Raw genomic sequence first — 18,158 nt, 5'->3', positions numbered from 1 at the left:
CCTCCCGCCTCTATGCTACAGTCCCCCCGTTCCGGGACCCCCCGTTTCGGTCCCCGGACACCGGAACGGTGCGTAAATTTGCAGGTAGCGGAAAGATGGCGGCGGAGACTGCGCTGCGAGGCGGAATGAGGCGACGGATCGCGCGCGGCCTGACAGGCATCGCGGGCCTTGCGCTGACCGCCTATGTCGTGGGCTTTTTTGTCTTTGCGGCCGAGCTCGACCGCAGGCCGCCTGATGATGTGCCGGTCGCCGACGGCATCGTCGCGCTGACGGGCGGCGAAGGCCGCATCACCGAAGCCTACAAGCTGCTCGTAGACGGCAAGGGCCAGCGGCTGCTCATCACCGGCGTCCACCCCGAAGTGAAGATCGGAACCGTCAGGCGCATGATCGCGGGGCCCGCCGGAAAGTTCGACTGCTGCGTCGATGTCGGCCGCCAGGCCGAGAACACCATCGGCAATGCGAACGAGACGGCCGAATGGGTGCGCACGCATCAGTATCGCTCGATCATCCTCGTCACATCGACCTATCACGTGCCGCGCGCGACGCTGGAGCTGAAGCGCGCCATGCCCGGCATCTCGATCACGCCCTTCCCTGTCGTGCAGGACACGCTGCATCTCGATGGCTGGTGGGATTTTCCCGGCACGACGAAGCTGCTCGTGGCCGAATATTCGAAATATCTGCTGACGCTTGCCCATGCCCGCCCGCTTCTGCGGCGGCCGGAGATCTGAGGCTGAAAGGAACACCCCCGCTTGCTCTGGCTCCGCTCAATCGCCTTCAACCTCGCCTTCTATCTCTCGACCGTCGTCATCATCGTCGCCGCGACGCCGCTTCTCGCGCTGCCGAGGGGCTGGTCGGTATGGGCCATGAGGCAGTGGTCGCACCTCACCATGTGGCTCCTGCGCATCGTCGCGGGCACACGCTACGAGATCAGGGGCAGGCTCCCGGAAGGCGCCGTCCTCGTCGCCTCCAAGCATCAGTCCATGTGGGACACGATCATCTACACGGCGATCCTCAACGACCCCGCCATGGTGATGAAGCAGGAGCTTCTGTGGATCCCCTATTACGGCTGGTTCTCCCGCAAGACCGGCATGATCGCCATCGACCGGGGCTCGGGCGCCAATGCGCTCAGAAGCCTCGTCTCGCAGGGCAAGGCGGCGGCGGCGGCCAGCCGGCCGATCGTCATCTTTCCCGAGGGGCACCGCGTCGCGCCGGGGGCAGCCCCCGACTACAAGCCCGGCGTCGCCGCCCTCTACCGCCAGCTCGGCGTGGCCTGCGTGCCCGTGGCCGTCAATTCCGGTCTTTTCTGGCCGCGCCGGAAGTTCCTTCGCCGCCCCGGCACCATCCTCATCGAATTTCTTGAACCGATAGCTCCGGGCTTCGACCGGCAGGCCTTCATGGCCGAACTCGAAGCCCGCATCGAGGGTGCGACCGGAAAACTCCTCGACGAAGCCGGCATGGCTGGCTGAGCGCCCTGCCGCGACTCATGTGGACAGATTCGTCCGCCCTGCCTGTGGAAATCGGGGATAACGGTAATCATATAGACATTTCAGGCTTTTAACCTGTCTCAGCCTGTGGCTTGTTCTGGACAAAAAGAGAACATTGACCCGGCCGAACCGCTGGGACTAGGCTGCCCCTCTCAAACGAATTCGAAGGCCGCCATGCATCCGATCGCCGAACAGATCTGGGATATGAAATACCGCCTCCGGGGCGAAGACGGGACCCCTGTGGACCTGACCGTCGAGGACACCTGGACGCGCATCGCCAATGCGCTTGCCGAGGCCGAGGCGCCCGAGGCGCGGGCCGAATGGGCCGGGCGCTTCCGTGACGCCCTGGCGGGCTATCGCTTCCTTCCGGCGGGCCGGATCATCGCGGGCGCGGGCACGCGCCGCGACGTCACCCTCTTCAACTGCTTCGTCATGGGCGAGATTCCGGACACGATGGCCGGCATCTTCGAAAGCCTGAAGGAAGCCGCCCTCACCATGCAGCAGGGCGGCGGCATCGGCTACGACTTCTCCTCGCTGCGCCCCCGCGGCGCGCCCGTGAAGGGCGTCGGCGCGGACGCCTCCGGCCCCCTCTCCTTCATGGATGTCTGGGACGCCATGTGCCGCACCATCATGTCGGCGGGCTCGCGCCGCGGCGCCATGATGGCGACGATGCGCTGCGACCATCCCGACATCGAGCAATTCATCGACGCCAAGCGCGAGCCCGGCCGCCTCACCATGTTCAACCTCTCGGTGCTGGTGACCGACGCCTTCATGGCGGCGGTGAAGGCCGATGCCGACTGGCCGCTCGTCTTTGGCGGTCAGGTCTTCAGGACGCTGAAGGCCCGCGCGCTCTGGGACAGGATCATCTCCGCGACCTATGCCTATGCGGAGCCCGGCGTCATCTTCATCGACCGCATCAACGCGCGCAACAATCTCCATTATTGCGAGACGATCCACGCGACGAACCCCTGCGGCGAGCAGCCCCTGCCGCCCTATGGCGCCTGCCTGCTCGGCTCGATCAACCTTGCCGCGCTCGTCCGTGATCCGTTCACGGAGAAGGCGCGGATCGACGAGAAGGAACTCGACGGCCTCGTTCGCGTCGCCATCCGCGCGATGGACAATGTCGTCGATGTCTCGCGCTTCCCGCTGCCCCAGCAGGCGCATGAGGCGCAGGCCAAGCGCCGCATCGGCCTCGGCGTCACGGGGCTCGCCGACGCGCTCATCATGTGCCGCCAGCGCTATGGCGCGCCCGCCTCGATCGCGCTCATCCGCAAGTGGATGCGCGCGCTCTCCCGCGCCGCCTATCTCGCTTCCGTCGAGATCGCGAAGGAGAAGGGCCCCTTCCCGCTCTATGACCGCGACGCCTATCTCGCCGGCGAGACCATCGCCACGCTCGACGAGGACGTGCGCGAGGCGATCGCGCGGCACGGTATCCGCAACGCGCTCGTCACCTCCATCGCGCCGACGGGCACGATCTCGCTCTTCGCGGGCAACGTCTCGTCCGGCATCGAGCCCGTTTTCGCCTATTCCTACACGCGCAAGGTGCTGATGCCCGACGGCACGCGGCGCGAGGAGCAGGTGGTCGATTACGCGGTGATGAAGTTCCGCGCGGCGTTCGGCGAGACGGCGGCGCTGCCGGATTATTTCGTCAACGCGCAGGAACTGACGCCGGCCGAGCACATCGCGGTTCAGGCCGCCTGCCAGGACTATATCGACAGCTCGATCTCCAAGACGATCAACGTGCCGGAGGACATTTCCTTCGAGGCGTTCAAGGATGTTTACATGCAGGCCTATGAGCAGGGGCTCAAGGGCTGCACCACCTACCGCCCGAGCGATGTGCGCGGCTCCGTGCTCTCGGTCGATACCGCCCCGAGCGCCGGGGAGACGCAACCCGCCCTGCCGCTCAACGCGCCGAAGCAGACGCCCTACGAGAAGGATGGCGTCGTCTACATGTCGAAGCCGCTCGAGCGCGAGACGGTGCTGCCGGGCTTCACCTACAAGCTGCAATGGCCGGAGAGCGACCACGCGATCTACATCACCATCAACGACATCGTGCAGGACGGCAGGCGCCGCCCCTTCGAGATCTTCATCAACTCGAAGAACATGGAGCACTACGCCTGGACGGTGGCGCTGACGCGCATGATCTCGGCCGTCTTCCGCCGCGGCGGCGACGTGACCTTCGTGGTGGAGGAACTGAAGGCCGTCTTCGATCCGCGCGGCGGCTCATGGATGAAGGGCCGCTATGTGCCGAGCCTGCTCGCCGCCATCGGCGAGGTGATCGAGCAGCACATGATCGACACGGGCTTCATCGCGAAGGAGGACGGCCACCCGCTGCAGGAAGCCGTCCGCGCCATTGTGGGCGAAAAGCCCGAACAGGGCACGAGCGCGGCGAAGCTCAAGGGCTGCCCGCGCTGCGGCGAGCGCGCGATGATCCGTCAGGAAGGCTGCGAGACCTGCACCTCCTGCGGCTTTTCGAAATGCAGTTGAGCGATCGGCTCCCATAGGCGTCATGCCCGGCTTCATGCGGGGCATGCGGGAGCCAGTTTCAAAGCGCGCATGAAAACGTGGATGGCCCGGACAAGCCGGCCATAACGATCCGCGCGAGACTGCGGGCTCAACCTCTCATCGCCCCTTGCCGCAATGACGGCAAACCACCCGCGAGCCCGTCCAATTTGAAACAAATTGGCGGCCGCAAAGCCGGGAAGCCTTAAGGCCCGATAACTATCTTCATCCGGAACCGCCCCGGCTTCCGGATGGACGCATGTTTTCCGCACGGGACAAATATCCAAATTTCAGACGGGCCCAACGCACGCCGGGCCCATACCGCAAGTCCTCGCACAACGCGCCGGCGAAGCGGGAGTGCGAGAGGCTCTGGCGGCCATCCTTCGCGCTCGTGACGCTGCTTTTCGCCGCCAGCGTCTTCGGCCTCGTCTATTACTTCCCCTTCCCGGAAGCGATCCGCCCGCGCGTGGCTTCCCTGCCCGCGCCTGCGCCTGCGGGTGCCTTCACCTGCACGGTGACCGGCGTTCACGACGGGGACGGCCCCATCTATTGCGCCGAGGGGCCGAAAATCCGCCTTCATGCGATCGCCGCGCGCGAACTCGACGAAACCTGCCTGCCCGGACATCCATGCCCCGGCGCTTCGGGAGCGGCCGCCAAACGAGCGCTCGAAGCGCTCGCGCTCGGTCAAAGGCTCACCTGCGAGGCTACCGGCACGAGCTATGGCCGCGTGACCGCCATCTGCCGCACATCGGCCGGCACGGAACTCAACTGCGCCATGGTGCGCGGCGGCTATGCGATCCGCTGGAACAAGTTTGATCGACAGCGCGCGATTTGCGGGTAACATCGCGACATGCCCGCGAAAGACAGGGGGCACCGGCCGCAAAGGGACATCGTCGCCATGCGAACGCTTCTGGTCAGCGCGTGCCTAGGGCTTCTCGCCGCGCTTGCGCTCACATCGCCCGCCCGCGCCGACGACATAGATTGCGTCTCGACCACATTCCGCGTCATGGGCGCGAATGACAAGGTCTGCGTCTCGGGTTTCGACGACGAGAAGGTGGGCGGCGTCACCTGCTACATCGCGCAGGCCCGCACGGGCGGCATGTCCGGCATGGTGGGTCTCGCCGAAGACCCGTCGCGCTTCTCGCTCTCCTGCATCCAGACGGGGCCCGTCACCGCCGACCTCACGAAACTCAAATCGCGCGAGAAGGTCTATTCCGAAAAGACTTCCGTCTTCTTCAAGCACACGAAGGTCTATCGCATCGTCGATGCGAGGCGCAGAACGCTCGTCTACCTCGCCATCAGCGACAAGATCATCGACGGCTCGCCCTTCAACGCGGTGGCGAGCGTGCCCGTGACGCCATGGACGGGCCGCTGAGGCAAATGCGCGGCCTCTTCCACCATCTCGACCTCACCGTCTCCGACGTCGCGCGCTCGGCGCCCTTCTATGACGCCGTGCTCGGCCATATGGGCTATCGCCGCTGGTCGGAGGATGAAAACGGCATCGACTGGGAACATGCAGTCTCGCCCGGCCATCTGCCAACCATCGGTATCTTCGCCGCGAAAGGCGAAGGCAGATCGCGCCGCCACGATCGCTATTCGCCGGGCCTTCACCATGTCGCATGGCGCGCGGAAAGCCGCGAGGATGTGGATGCGCTCCACAGGCTGCTCGTCACGATGGATGCGGCCGTTCTCGATCCGCCTGCGGACTATCCCGAATATGGCGAGGGCTACTACGCCGTCATGTTCGCGGACCCGGACGGGCTGAAACTCGAATATGTCTTCGAGCCGCGGCCCGCATGACGCCTCTCGACATATCGAATGGCGATGCCCGCCGCCTCTTTCTCGACCGCCACGCACTCGGGCTTCGCGCCGCTCACGCGCTCGACCATGAGGAAACGCTCGCGCTGGTGCGCAAGCTCGGCTTCGTGCAACTCGATTCCGTCAACACGGTGGAACGCGCCCACCACATGATCCTCTTTTCGCGCGCGGGAGGATACAGGCGCGAAACCCTCCACGCCCTCCATCACGAGCACCGCGCCCTCTTCGAGCACTGGACGCACGACGCCTCGCTCATCCCCATCGAATTCTACCCGCACTGGCATCACCGCTTTCGCGCGGCGAAGGCGCGCATCAATCATCCGCGCTGGCGGCAGCGCTTCGGCCCCGAGCCCGAAAAGACGATCCGCAATGTGCGCGCCCGCATCCGCAAGGAAGGCGCGCTCGCCGCGCGCGATTTCGAGGACAAGGGCGAAGGCGGCTGGTGGGGCTGGGGCCCCTCGAAGACGGCGCTCGAATATCTCTGGCGCACGGGCGAGCTCGCCATCGCGCGGCGCGACGGCTTCGAGAAGGTCTATGATCTCGCCCCGCGCGTGATCCCGGATGAATGGCGCAAGGCGCGCCCCACGCGCGGCCAGACGGTCGATTGGGCCTGCCGCGAGGCGCTGGAACGCCTCGCCATGGCGACGCCCACGGAGATCGCCGCCTTCTTCGACCTCGTCGAGATCGCTGAGGCACGGGCCTGGGCGAAGGCGGCGCTGCGCCGGAAGGAGATCGTCGAGGTCGCCGTCGAAGGCGCCGACGGCACGCGGAAACCAGCGCTCGCACTGCCCGGCATCGAAGCGCAGCTCGCCGCGCTCGACGAGATGCCTGATGGCGCGCGGCTCCTCTCGCCTTTCGATCCGGCGATTCGCGACAGAAAACGCACGATCCGTCTTTTCGGTTTCGACTACCGTATCGAGATCTTCATGCCCGAGGCGAAACGACGCTATGGCTACTATGTGCTGCCGATCCTCGAAGGCGACCGCTTCGTTGCGCGCGCGGACCTGAAGACGCATCGCGACAAGGGCCTGCTCGAAGTGAAAGGCATGTGGCTCGAACCGAGTGTGAAGCTCGACAAGACGCGCAAGGCCGCGATCGAGGATGCGCTTGGCAAACTTGCCAGCTTCACCGGCGCCGATCGGGTAGAGGCAGGCGCTCCGCTACGGCGTGCCAGAGGCGCGTAAGCTCACGATCGGCAATGCCCGTTTCCTCGAGATGGCGGACCGTGCTTTCCAGATAGTCGGGATTCCGGCCCGACCGCCCCTCCGCGCCCGCGACGATTTCGACCTGCCGCTCGAAGGGAAGCGCGCCCGCATATTGCGGATGCCTGCGGTCGACGATGAAGCAGAGCGCCTCGACGCGGCGCTTCTCGTCGACGAGTTCGACGTTTTTCAACGCTTCGACATAAACCGATGTCACCTGCTCGCGCGCCTGCAGATAGCGCCGCGTTTCCTCCGCCCGCGAAGCCGCCACGCGAAAGGCGACGCCCCGGCAGGCGCCGCCCGCATCGAGGCCGAAAACGAGGCCCGGCCGCTCCGGCGTGCCTCGGTGCACATGGCTGTAGACGCAGAATGAACGGCGATAGCCCCTGAGAAGCGCGGGCCTGCGCTCCTCATGCTCGAAACCCGGCCGCCACATCAGCGACCCATATCCAAAGACCCATAAATCCTGCATCCTGTGCCCCGGAAGCATGTTCTGGATTTCATGAACGGCGCGGCGGATATTATCGACACCATGACGAGCACACCACCCGACACGAGAAATGCCGCGCCTGTATTTTCATGGCGCATTTTCGGGCCAACACTTGTCCTCATCGCGGGGCTCGCCGTCTATTCGGCCTACTGGTATGTCGCCGCCGGCAAGACGCGTGAGGCGATCGAGCGTTTCGCCGCCGCGCCTGCCGAGAAGATTGCCGTCGGCTGGGACACATTCTCGATTTCGGGTTTCCCCTACCGCATCGAAGCCGACTTCGTCGCCCCCATCATCCGCGCGCCGAACGCGCCGGAAGCATGGGAATGGTCGGCGGAAAATCTCGAAGCCGATTTCCTGCCCTACAATCTCCGCCACGTCGTGCTGAAGATCGAGGGCGGACAGCTTCTGAAATATCGCGACGTATCCGGCGCCGCGCGGCAAACGCACACCGTCAGCATGATTTCGGACGGCGCATGGGCGAGCTATGTCGCCATCGACGGCGCGCCGGTCGGCCGGCTCGCCATCGACATCAACAATCTCGTCGCGCTGCACGATACCGGCACTGACAAGCCCGGGGCCAAGGCAGGCGCGGGAAAGGAAGGCCGCTTCGCCGCCGGTCGTCTGCAGCTTCACGCGCAGCCCGCCGCAACGGATCCGGGAAGCCCACCCGCGCCGGGCGACGCGGCAAGCTATGACATCGCACTTCAAGGCGACGACATCGACCTTGAGCGCCTCGCCGCTTCGAAGGTTCTCGGCGAGCGCATGACGCTTTTCGCCGCGCAGGCGCGCTTGCGCAACCTGCCCCCAAGCACCAATGCGAGCCCGGTCGAGATGTCACGCGAATGGCTGGCCAATGGTGGCAGGCTCGCCATTTCCGATCTCGCTATCAAATGGGGCGCGCTCGATCTCATGGCGCAGGGCGAGGTGACGCTCGACCGGCAGATGCGGCCGGAAGGCCGTCTCGATGCCGCCATCGCGGATTATGCGGGGCTCGTGAGCGCGCTTGTGAAGGCGAAGGTCGTCAACGAGAAGGATGCGCGCGTCGCGCTTGTCGGCATCGGCCTTGTCGCGCAGTTGCAGGGTGACAAATCGGGCCGGGTCCATGTTCCCGTTCTGATGAAGGACGGAAGGCTCTTCCTCGGCCCGCTTCTGGTCGCGACGCTCGACCCGCTCTTCTAGCCGCGCCCGCCCCCGGGGCCAGCCTGGCCCGGAGTGCGGCCGAAATTCGGGGCCGAAACGTCCTGCCCCGCATCGATGATGGCGCGGCGGACGGCGCGCGTCCGTGTGAAGAGCGCGAAAAGCCCCTCACCGTCGCCCCAGCGGATCATGCGCTGCATGGCCGAGAGATCCTCCGAGAAACGGCCGAGCATTTCGAGGATCGCGTCCTTGTTGTTGAGGCAGATGTCGCGCCACATGGTCGGATCGGAGGAGGCAAGGCGCGTGAAATCGCGAAAGCCGCCGGCGGAATATTTGATGACCTCGGATTCCGTCACCGTTTCGAGATCGTCCGCCGTGCCGACGATGTTGTAGGCGATGAGATGCGGCAGATGGCTGACGATGGCGAGCACCAGATCGTGATGCTTCGGCTCCATCACATCGACCTTCGAGCCGCAGGCCTCCCAGAAGGCGGTGAGCTTTGCGAGCGCGGCCCGGTCCGTGCCCGGCACCGGCGTCAGAATGCACCAGCGCCCGTCGAAAAGTTCGGCAAAGCCCGCATCGGGGCCGGACTGCTCGGTGCCCGCGATCGGGTGGCCGGGGATGAAGCTGACGCCTTCCGGCACGAAGGGGCCGACATCGCGGATGACCGCCGTCTTGACCGATCCCGCATCGGTGAGGATCGCGCCCTTCTTCAGATGCTTCTCGATGGCAGTGGCGACATCGCCAAGCGCGCCGACCGGCGTGCAGAGCACGACGAGATCGGCATCGCTCACCGCTTCCGCGAGGTTCGCGGCGGCGCTGTCGATGAAGCCGAGTTCGAGCGCGCGGCGCCGCGTCGCCTCGCTCGTCGCATAGCCGACAACGTGATCGGCGAGCTTGCCGCGCTTCACCGCATAGCCGAGCGAACCGCCGATAAGGCCGAGGCCGATAATGGCGATGCGCGCGAATTTCGGATCTGCGCTCATGCGCGCTTCCCCATGAATTCGGCGAGCGCGGCGACGACGAGGCGGTTTGCCTCCTCCGTGCCGACGCTGAGCCGGAGATGCTGCGGAAGCCCGTAGGAGCCGACCTGCCGGAGAATGAGCCCGCGCGTCATCAGGAAGCGGTCGGCGTCCTGCGCCGTCTTTCCCGCTTCTTCGGGGAAACGGATGAGCAGGAAATTCGCAACGCTCGGCGCCACCTCGAGGCCGAGCTTGCCGATCTCCTCGCTGAGCCATGCGAGCCATGTCTCGTTATGCGCACGCGCCTTCTCGAAATGCGCGATGTCGCGGATCGCTGCGATGCCCGCCTCGAGCGCCGGAACGGAGACGTTGAAGGGGCCGCGGATGCGATTGATGACATCGACGACATGGGCCGGCGCATACATCCAGCCGAGCCGGAGCGCGGCGAGGCCGTAAATCTTCGAGAAGGTGCGCGTCATCACCACATTGTCCGACGTCGCCACAAGCTCAATGCCGCTTTCGTAATCGTTCTTGCGCACATATTCGGAATAGGCAGCGTCGATCACGAAGAGGATGTCGGAGCGAAGTCCGGCATGGAGCCGCTTCACCTCGTCGACCGGCAGATAACTTCCCGTCGGGTTGTTGGGATTGGCGAGGAAGACGATCTTCGTCCGCGGCGTCACCGCGGCGAGGATCGCATCGACATCGGCGCGCAGGCCCTTCTCGCGCACCGAAACGAGCTTCGCGCCCGCGGCCCTGGTGACGATGGGATAGACGAGAAAGCCGTGCTCGGTCGCGATCGCCTCGTCGCCCTCGCCGAGATAGGCCTGAGCGAGAAGGTGCAGCAGTTCGTCCGAACCGGCGCCGCAGACGATGCGGTCGGGACTGAGCCCGAAGCGCTCGCCGATCGCCCGGCGCAATTCGCTGGCCGAGCCTTCCGGGTAGCACTCGAGCCCGCCCGCCGCCGCGATGAAAGCCTCGCGCGCGCGGGGACTTGGCCCGAGCGGCGTCTCATTGGCCGAGAGCTTGAAGACCCGCTCCGCGCCATGCGCCTGCGCGCGGCCCGCGACATAGGGCTCGATCTCGAGAATGCCCTTTTGGGGAAGAGGGTGCGTCATGGTCACTCGCCATCCTTTGCGCGCTGAACGGGGTTCGCATAGCCGCCGATGACGGAAGCGGCTTCGATCGCCCCATCCGCCGCGAGCGCCGCGATGCGCGGATCGCCCGCATCGATATGGCCCGCCACCGCGAAGAGATTGTGGTGAAGCGCCTGTCCGTCCTTCGTCGCCGCGACGGCGATCCGCCTTGCGTCAAGTCCCGCCGCCTTGACCCGCGCCGCAATCGTCGCCTCGCTCACATCGCCCTCGGTCGCGACCGCGACAAGGCTCGTATCGTCTCCGGTCGGCTCGAAATCGGCCTGCGCGACGACGAGGCCGCGCACCGCCTCCGCATCGGCGCCGATCTCCAGGAAGGGCACCCGCCCGACGACGCGCGGTCCCTCCGCGCCTCCGCCCGCCAGCGCCGGCCACCAGTCGCCACCCGCATAATTGCCGGGCTCGGGCAGAATGCCGATGGCGGAACGGTCATGCGAGACGCGGCGCAGCACGTCGCGCGCCGTCTCGTGAAGCTCCATATCGGTCGACGAGCCGTAATAGCTCCGCGCCAGATCCCAGAAGGCGAGATCCCGGTCGGCGCCGAACACATCGACCCGGAACGGCCCCTGAATGCGCGTCATGGTGCAGATGATCTCGCGCCAGATGCGGAAGACGACCTTGAGCGGCAACTGCCCCCTCTGGCGGCTGGCAAGGCGGCGCAGCACCTCCGCCTCGCGGCCCGGCCGGAAGGCGATGAAGCTGCCCTGCCCCTCGGCGCTGGCCGCCCGGGCCTTGGCCTCGGCGACCTCGACGACAAGTTCGGTCCGCTTCATCAGCAGGTCCTGGATGGCGTCGTCGATCGTATCGATTTCGCGCCGGACCTCGGCGAGCGCCTTTTCGGGATTCATGGTCTTGCTCGACATGGGGCTCAGCTCTTCAGGGGGCTCTCGTCACAAGGCTCCCGGCGGCGATCCGGCTGGCCGGAACGGGACTCCAGATTGAAGGCGGAAGGCCCCCACGCCCCGCCCGCAAGAGGGGTATTCATAAGCGGCGTACCCGGCAAAATCAAAGAAAACATTGACATTTAGCGGGCCTGGTCTCTAGCTATGCAGCCTGCCGCCGGGGGTCCGGAATGGTCCTGGCCCAGCGCCCGTCTGACCCTGCCGCCCGTGGCTTGCTCCGAGATTTTAGGGAAAGATGGCCGGGCGATGAGCAAGAGCCGAGAGCTGAAAACCGGGCCCGCCGCAACCGCGGATGGGGTCGAGGCCGTGAGCGCCGTCGAGACCTTCGGGCCCGAGACGCCGCTGGCGCTCGACTGCGGCGTCAGCCTTTCGCCCTTCACCATCGCCTACCAGACCTACGGAACGCTCAACGCCGACAAGTCGAACGTCGTCCTCGTCTGCCACGCGCTGACGGGCGACCAGTATGTCGCGAGCCGCCATCCGATCACCGGTAAGCCCGGCGGCTGGTGGGCGCAGATGGTGGGGCCGGGCCTGCCCATCGACACGGACCGCTTCTTCGTCATCTGCCAGAACGTCATCGGCGGCTGCATGGGGACGACGGGGCCGATGGACACCGACCCCGCGACCGGCAAGCCCTATGGCCTCTCCTTCCCCGTCATCACCATCGGCGACATGGTGCGGGCGCAGGCCATGCTGCTCGACCGGCTCGGCATCAGGGACATTTTCTGCGTCATCGGCGGCTCCATGGGCGGCATGCAGGTGCTGCAATGGGCGGCCGCCTATCCCGAGCGCGTCTTCTCGGCCATTCCGATCGCGACCGCCGCGCGCCACTCCGCGCAGAACATCGCCTTCCACGAGGTCGGCCGGCAGGCGATCATGGCCGATCCCGAATGGAGAGGCGGCGCCTATCTCGACGAAGGCACGACGCCGGCGAAAGGTCTCGCCGTCGCGCGCATGGCCGCGCATATCACCTATCTCTCGGAGGCGGCCCTTCACCGCAAGTTCGGCCGCAATCTGCAGAACCGCGAGAAGGTCACCTATGGCTTCGACGCCGATTTCCAGATCGAATCCTATCTGCGCCATCAGGGCTCGACCTTCGTCGACCGCTTCGACGCGAATTCATATCTCTACATCACGCGCGCGATGGATTACTTCGATCTCGCGGCCGATTATGGCGGCGTGCTCGCCAACGCCTTCAAGGGCACGGCGACGCGCTTCTGCGTCGTCTCCTTCACATCCGACTGGCTCTTTCCGACCTCGGACAATCGCCAGATCGTGCAGGCGCTCAATGCGGCCGCCGCCAATGTGAGCTTCGTCGAGATCGCGACCGACAAGGGGCATGACGCCTTCCTGCTCGACGAGCCGGAAATGTTCTCGACCCTCAGGGGCTTCATCGGTTCGGCCGCCAAGCGCCGGGGGTTGGCGGAATGACGGCAAGAGACGTGACGTCCTCGAATGGCGGCAATAACGGCCATGCGCAAAGCCGCGTCGATCTCGCGCTCATCGCCGAGATGATCGCGCCCGATGCGCGCGTGCTGGATGTCGGCTGCGGCGATGGCGAGCTTCTCGCGCTGCTCGCGCGAACGAAGAATGTCGACGGGCGCGGCATCGAGCTTTCGCAGGAGGGCGTCAATGCCTGCGTTTCACGCGGGCTCTCCGTCGTTCAGGGCGATGCCGATACCGACCTTCGCACCTATCCCGACAATGCCTTCGACTATGTGATCCTGAGCCAGACCATTCAGGCGACGCGCAATCCCCGCGAGGTGCTCCAGCAGATGAAGCGCATCGGCCGCCGCGCCGTCGTCTCCTTCCCCAATTTCGGCAACTGGCGCGTGCGGCTTCAGCTTCTCTGCTCCGGCCGCATGCCGGTGACGCGCACGCTCGGCCATGCCTGGTACGACACGCCGAATATCCATCTCTGCACGGTGCGCGACTTCGTGGCGCTTTGCGAGGAGGTCGATTTCAATATCGACGATGCGGTGAGCGTCAGTGGAAATCGCGCACGCCGCGTCGGACGCCCCGGCCGCATCGACAATCTGCTCGCCGAGGATGCGGTGCTGCTGCTGTCGCGGAAATAATCAGCGCTCGTCTTCCATGTCCTTCTGCCAGCCGCGCGGCACCGGCGCCATAGCCCGCACGCGCTGCCGGATCGCGGCCACGCGGCGCGCCTCCGGTATGGGCGTCGCCGCATAGATCTGCTTCGTCGCCTCGACGAGAATGACTCCAGCGAAGCGCGGCCAAAGGAAAGCGCCCACACGCTCCCAGGCGCGCGCCGAGCGCATCAGCGGCCGCAGATCGAAGGGCGGCACGAAAAGCGCCACCTCCCAGCCCGCCGGGCTGAACATCGATTCGCGCAGCGCCTGCGTGATCTGCCCGCGCGAGAAGGGCTGCCCCTGCCCGAAGGGCGTCGCCTCGCGCCGCGCCCAGAGGCCGCGCCGGTTCGGCACCACGATCAGCACCCGCCCGCCCGGCGCCAGCACGCGCCACACCTGCCGCAGCATGGCGCGCATCGCCTCGCTCGCCTCGAGCCCATGCACGATGAGAACGCGGTCGATGCTCTCATCGTCGAGCGGCAGTTCCTTTTCATCGACGAGGCCGGTGAGGCAGCGCCCCTCAGGCGGCCAGCGCAGAACGCCCTGCTGGGCCGGCATGAGCCCCACGACGCGCTCCGCCTCGCCCAGAAACGGTCCGAGATAGGGCGTGGCAAAGCCGAGGCCGAGCACGGAAAGCCCCTTCACCTCGGGCCACATGGCGCGAATCCGCCGGCCGATCAGCGCGCGCGCGACCCGCCCGAGCGCCCTGCCGTAAAAATTCCTGAGATCGATGACATCCATCGGCATGCGGGAACCCTAGCAGATTCTTCCTGACGCTTCGTTGCGTCCCCATGAGGGCTTCAAACTCGGCCTCCTCGACACTACCTTATGTCTAACCCCCATCAGTGAAAGCCGGACACCGCATATGAGCAATATCGAGATCCTCCAGTTTGCCGCCCTCAACGACAATTATGGCTATCTCGTGCATGAGCGCTCATCGGGCGCCACCGCCGCCATCGACACGCCCGAGGTAGCGCCCCTCCTCGCCGCGCTCGACAGCAAGGGCTGGAAGCTCACGCATATTCTCAACACGCATCATCATTTCGACCATGCCGGCGGCAATGCGGAACTCAAGGAGAAGACGGGCTGCACGATCATCGGCCCCAAGGGCGAGAAGGATCTCATTCCCGGCATCGACCGCGCCGTCGGCGAGGGCGACATCGTGGAAATCGGCGCGGCGAGCGCGCGCGTCATCGACGTGCCGGGCCATACGCGCGGCCACATCGCCTATCATTTCGCGGAGGATGGCGCCGTCTTCGTTGGCGATACGCTTTTCGCGCTCGGTTGCGGCCGGCTCTTCGAGGGAACGCCCGAGCAGATGTGGACGTCGCTTTCCAAGCTGATGGCGCTGCCCGACGACACCACCGTCTATTGCGCGCATGAATATACGCAGTCGAACGCGCGCTTCGCGCTCAGCGTCGAACCGCAGAACGCCGCCCTCGTCGCCCGCGCAAAGGAAATCGACGAGAAGCGCGCGCGCGGCGAATGGACCGTGCCGACGACCATCGGCCTCGAAAAGGCGACCAACCCCTTCCTGCGCGCCGCAAGCCACGATCTGCGCCGCACGATCGGCCTCGAGGCGGCCTCCAATGTCGATGTCTTCGCCGAAACCCGCCGCCGCAAGGACAATTTCTGATCATGTCCTCCATGCCCGACGCGGACGAGATCATCCGCCTGCTCGATCTCGCGCCGCACCCCGAAGGCGGATGGTACCGCGAAACCTTTCGCGACGAGGGCGAGCCGCGCGCCCGCTCCACCGCGATCTACTACCTGCTCAGGGCGGGCGAACGCTCGCATTGGCACCGGGTGGACGCCGCCGAGGTCTGGCACTGGTATGCGGGCGGACCGCTGGCGCTGTCCGTCTCCCCCGACAGCCAGTTCGCGGCGCGCACCGTTCTCGGGCCCGACCTCCTCAAGGGAGAACGGCCGCAGATCGTCATTCCGGCCCGCCACTGGCAATCGGCCGAGCCGCTCGGCGCCTTCACTCTGGTCGGCTGCACCGTCGCGCCGGGCTTCGACTTCGCGGGCTTCGAGATGGCCGGGAAGGACTGGGCGCCCGGCGCCTGACAAGGCCTGAATCCGCTTTTCCCGTTTTGGAACAATGCTAGATTGCCTTCCGGGGAAATCCGGAGCCCGGGGGCATGCGCATCAAACTTCTTTCCGGCCTGTTGCTGGCGGGCGCGATCGGCCTCGCGCTGCACGCCCATGCGGAACCAGCACATATGCATGTGGAGCCGGCCCATGCCGGCAGGGCTGCCTGTACTGGCGAGGCGCCGACGCCCACCGTCGTTCTGGCGACAAGAGGCGGCGCGCGCTACGGCACCATGCAATATGCGGGCGGAGAGGCCCTCGGGCCGAAGGAGATCGCCCTCACCTTCGATGACGGGCCCGATCCGAAAACGACCGAGCGCGTGCTCGACATTCTCGACCGGCACTGCATCAAGGCGACCTTCTTCATGGTCGGCTGGTATGCGAAGGCCCGCCCGGACCTCGTGCGCGAGGTCGCGGCGCGTGGCCACACCATCGGCACCCATAGCTGGCTCCACCCCAACAATCTGCGCCACCTGCCGCTGAAGGACGCCAAGCGCGAGATCGCGCGCGGATTTGCCGCCGTCGAGGAGGCGCTCGCCGCCGCCCCGCCCGAGGATCAGGCGCGGCTTGCGCCCTTCTTCCGCTTTCCCGGCCTCAACGATTCAGCCCCGCTGATGAAATGGCTCGCCGCCCGCAACATCGCCACCGTCTCCTGCGAGTTCGGCGCCGACGACTGGCTCAGGATTTCGGCGGCCGAGGTGAAGCGCCGCGCGCTTGCCAATATCGATCAGCTCGGACGCGGCATCCTCATTCTCCACGACACCAAGCCGCACACGGCGGACATGCTGCCGGACCTCATCGTCGCGCTGCGAAAGCGCGGATACCGCTTCGTGCAGCTCGTGCCCGAAAGCGATGCGCGCACCCTTGCCGCCAATGCGCCGGACCCGCTGCTCGGCAATCCGCGCACGGTGCAATGATGCAGGACGGAAAGCCCATGACGACGAAACGAAGTGGAAAGTCCCTCACCCGGCGCGCCGCGCTCGCACTGGGCGCAAGCGCCATGGGGCTCATTGCCGCCCCCGCCATCGTCAAGGCAGCCGCGCCCTACAAGCGCACGCTCAACATGCAGAGCCTCAATTCGGGTGAGAAACTCAACATCACCTATTGGGCGGACGGCGCCTATATCGACGAGGCGCTGAAGCGCATCGACTGGTTCATGCGCGACCTCAGGACCGGCGAGACGACGCGCATGCACACAGCGCTTCTCGACCTGCTCTGGGAGATCGACAGCCTCACGCCATCGACCCAGCCGCTCTACACCATGTCCGGCTTTCGCTCGGAGAGCACCAATGCCTGGCTCGCCGCGCATTCCGACGGCGTCGATCCATCGAGCTTCCACATGCGCGGCATGGCGATGGATCTCACGCAGGATTTCTCCGACCCCGGCATGATCTATCGCGTGGCGAAAAAGCTCGGCAAGGGCGGCGCCGGCTTCTATCCGGTGAAGCGCCCCTTCGTTCACGTCGATGTCGGCCCGCCGGACAGCTGGGTCTATCCCGAGCATGGCGACCCGACGCGCGCCGAGCGCTATGAGCGCGAAGAGGCGGAGAAGCCGAAGGGCTGAAATCAGCCCGTGATGTATTGCGCGCCGTTCGCCGTCAATGTCGCGCCGGTGATGAAACCGGCCTTGTCGTCGGCGAGAAAGACGACGCAATGAGCGATCTCATCCGCCGTGCCGAGACGGCCGACCGGGATCGTGGCGATGATGCTCTCGAGAACCTTCGGCGGAACGGCCGATACCATTTCCGTATCGATATAGCCCGGCGCGATGGCGTTGACCGTCACGCCTTTCTTCGCGACTTCCTGCGCCAGCGCGCGCGTGAAGCCGATGACGCCGGCCTTGGCCGCCGAATAGTTCGTCTGGCCCATCTGGCCCTTCTGGCCGTTGATCGACGAGATGTTGATGATGCGCCCGAAGCCGCGTTCGCGCATGCCGTTGACCACGGGCTGGCACATGTTGAACATCGAATCGAGATCGACGCTCATCACCTCCCGCCATTGCTGCGGCGTCATCTTGTGAAGCATCGCGTCGCGCGTGATCCCGGCATTGTTGACGAGAATATCGACGGGCCCGAGATCGGCCTCGACCGCGGCGATGCCCCTGGCGCAAGCCTCATGATCGCCGACGTCCCATTTGTAAGACCGGATGCCCGTTTCGCGGGTGAAGGCTGCGGCGGCGGCCTCGTTGCCGGCATAGTTGGCAGCGACCTTGTATCCGGCCGCCTTCAGCGTCACCGAGATCGCCTGGCCGATGCCGCGCGTGCCGCCCGTGACAAGTGCAACTCTGCTCATGTGTCGGAACCTTTTGCTGCCGGTGTCCGGT

20 protein-coding genes are annotated in these 18,158 nt (G+C 65.9%); 14 read left to right on the top strand and 6 right to left on the bottom strand.

What is annotated here, in order from left to right:
* Positions 1-125: 125 nt before the first annotated feature.
* The 7 genes from PKA57_RS03550 (at position 126) to PKA57_RS03520 (ending at position 6,988) form a co-directional block, all read left to right on the top strand.
* Positions 126-728: a YdcF family protein gene (locus PKA57_RS03550; RefSeq protein ID WP_324297561.1), complete on the top strand. Its 603-nt coding sequence runs from the start codon at positions 126-128 to the stop codon at positions 726-728.
* A gap of 21 nt (positions 729-749) precedes the next feature.
* Positions 750-1,466, top strand: coding sequence for a lysophospholipid acyltransferase family protein (locus tag PKA57_RS03545; RefSeq protein ID WP_324297559.1), 717 nt, complete (start codon positions 750-752; stop codon positions 1,464-1,466).
* Positions 1,467-1,658: 192 nt separating this feature from the next.
* A complete protein-coding gene (locus tag PKA57_RS03540) occupies positions 1,659-3,971 on the top strand; it encodes an adenosylcobalamin-dependent ribonucleoside-diphosphate reductase (RefSeq protein WP_324297557.1) in 2,313 nt (770 codons plus the stop codon).
* 274 nt (positions 3,972-4,245) lie between these two features.
* Positions 4,246-4,827: a hypothetical protein gene (locus tag PKA57_RS03535; protein WP_324297555.1), complete on the top strand. Its 582-nt coding sequence runs from the start codon at positions 4,246-4,248 to the stop codon at positions 4,825-4,827.
* 57 nt (positions 4,828-4,884) lie between these two features.
* Positions 4,885-5,361 carry a CreA family protein gene (locus tag PKA57_RS03530; protein ID WP_324297553.1) on the top strand — a complete coding sequence of 159 codons (477 nt, stop codon included), beginning with the start codon at positions 4,885-4,887 and terminating at the stop codon, positions 5,359-5,361.
* Positions 5,346-5,786, top strand: a complete 441-nt coding sequence (locus PKA57_RS03525; protein ID WP_324297551.1) for a VOC family protein — start codon at positions 5,346-5,348, stop codon at positions 5,784-5,786. Before PKA57_RS03530 ends, PKA57_RS03525 begins: the two co-directional genes overlap by 16 nt.
* Complete coding sequence (locus tag PKA57_RS03520) at positions 5,783-6,988, top strand: crosslink repair DNA glycosylase YcaQ family protein (protein WP_324297549.1); 1,206 nt, start codon at positions 5,783-5,785, stop codon at positions 6,986-6,988. The genes PKA57_RS03525 and PKA57_RS03520 overlap by 4 nt, the downstream gene beginning before the upstream one ends.
* Here PKA57_RS03520 and PKA57_RS03515 read toward each other — a convergent pair.
* Positions 6,930-7,442 carry a gamma-glutamylcyclotransferase gene (locus PKA57_RS03515; RefSeq protein WP_324297547.1) on the bottom strand — a complete coding sequence of 171 codons (513 nt, stop codon included), beginning with the start codon at positions 7,440-7,442 and terminating at the stop codon, positions 6,930-6,932. The two genes, PKA57_RS03520 and PKA57_RS03515, sit on opposite strands and share 59 nt — an antisense overlap.
* Before the next feature lie 96 nt (positions 7,443-7,538).
* Between PKA57_RS03515 and PKA57_RS03510 the strand changes: the two genes are divergently transcribed.
* Positions 7,539-8,675, top strand: coding sequence for a DUF2125 domain-containing protein (locus tag PKA57_RS03510; RefSeq protein WP_324297545.1), 1,137 nt, complete (start codon positions 7,539-7,541; stop codon positions 8,673-8,675).
* On the opposite strand, the gene PKA57_RS03505 is transcribed toward PKA57_RS03510, so the two are convergent.
* The 3 genes from PKA57_RS03505 to PKA57_RS03495 are packed head-to-tail and all read right to left on the bottom strand — an operon-like array spanning position 8,672 to position 11,612.
* Positions 8,672-9,619, bottom strand: a complete 948-nt coding sequence (locus tag PKA57_RS03505; RefSeq protein ID WP_324297544.1) for a prephenate/arogenate dehydrogenase family protein — start codon at positions 9,617-9,619, stop codon at positions 8,672-8,674. The genes PKA57_RS03510 and PKA57_RS03505 overlap by 4 nt on opposite strands.
* Entirely contained in the window at positions 9,616-10,713 is a 1,098-nt protein-coding gene (gene hisC, locus PKA57_RS03500; RefSeq protein ID WP_324297543.1) for a histidinol-phosphate transaminase, read from the bottom strand. The genes PKA57_RS03505 and hisC overlap by 4 nt, the downstream gene beginning before the upstream one ends.
* 2 nt (positions 10,714-10,715) lie before the next feature.
* Positions 10,716-11,612: a chorismate mutase gene (locus PKA57_RS03495; protein ID WP_324297542.1), complete on the bottom strand. Its 897-nt coding sequence runs from the start codon at positions 11,610-11,612 to the stop codon at positions 10,716-10,718.
* A 285-nt stretch (positions 11,613-11,897) separates the two neighbouring features.
* Here PKA57_RS03495 and PKA57_RS03490 point away from each other — a divergent pair, with 285 nt between their 5' ends.
* Both PKA57_RS03490 and metW read left to right on the top strand, forming a co-directional pair.
* A complete protein-coding gene (locus tag PKA57_RS03490) occupies positions 11,898-13,082 on the top strand; it encodes a homoserine O-acetyltransferase (RefSeq protein WP_324297541.1) in 1,185 nt (394 codons plus the stop codon).
* Positions 13,079-13,729: a methionine biosynthesis protein MetW gene (gene metW, locus PKA57_RS03485; protein WP_324297540.1), complete on the top strand. Its 651-nt coding sequence runs from the start codon at positions 13,079-13,081 to the stop codon at positions 13,727-13,729. The genes PKA57_RS03490 and metW overlap by 4 nt, the downstream gene beginning before the upstream one ends.
* On the opposite strand, the gene PKA57_RS03480 is transcribed toward metW, so the two are convergent.
* Positions 13,730-14,491, bottom strand: coding sequence for a methyltransferase domain-containing protein (locus tag PKA57_RS03480; protein WP_324297539.1), 762 nt, complete (start codon positions 14,489-14,491; stop codon positions 13,730-13,732). It abuts the gene before it with no gap.
* Positions 14,492-14,609: 118 nt separating this feature from the next.
* On the opposite strand from PKA57_RS03480, the gene gloB reads away from it, so the two are divergent.
* From gloB to PKA57_RS03460, 4 genes are all read left to right on the top strand, one after another.
* Positions 14,610-15,380: a hydroxyacylglutathione hydrolase gene (gene gloB, locus PKA57_RS03475; RefSeq protein ID WP_324297538.1), complete on the top strand. Its 771-nt coding sequence runs from the start codon at positions 14,610-14,612 to the stop codon at positions 15,378-15,380.
* A 2-nt stretch (positions 15,381-15,382) separates the two neighbouring features.
* Complete coding sequence (locus tag PKA57_RS03470) at positions 15,383-15,811, top strand: cupin domain-containing protein (protein ID WP_324297537.1); 429 nt, start codon at positions 15,383-15,385, stop codon at positions 15,809-15,811.
* A 74-nt stretch (positions 15,812-15,885) separates the two neighbouring features.
* Positions 15,886-16,752 (top strand): polysaccharide deacetylase family protein, encoded by an 867-nt coding sequence (locus PKA57_RS03465; protein ID WP_324297536.1) that lies wholly within the window; start codon positions 15,886-15,888, stop codon positions 16,750-16,752.
* A gap of 17 nt (positions 16,753-16,769) precedes the next feature.
* Positions 16,770-17,399, top strand: a complete 630-nt coding sequence (locus PKA57_RS03460; protein WP_324297535.1) for a DUF882 domain-containing protein — start codon at positions 16,770-16,772, stop codon at positions 17,397-17,399.
* Between the two features lie 2 nt (positions 17,400-17,401).
* Here PKA57_RS03460 and phbB read toward each other — a convergent pair whose 3' ends face one another.
* The gene (phbB, locus tag PKA57_RS03455) at positions 17,402-18,127 is read right to left on the bottom strand and encodes an acetoacetyl-CoA reductase (protein WP_324297534.1); all 726 of its coding nucleotides are present in this window, start codon (positions 18,125-18,127) and stop codon (positions 17,402-17,404) included.
* Positions 18,128-18,158 lie beyond the last annotated feature (31 nt).

This window comes from Parvibaculum sp. (genome assembly GCF_035325945.1).
In the GTDB taxonomy this organism is placed as follows: domain Bacteria; phylum Pseudomonadota; class Alphaproteobacteria; order Parvibaculales; family Parvibaculaceae; genus Parvibaculum.
Note: the sequence above shows the minus strand (reverse complement) of the source record. Positions and strands in the feature narration are given on the sequence as shown.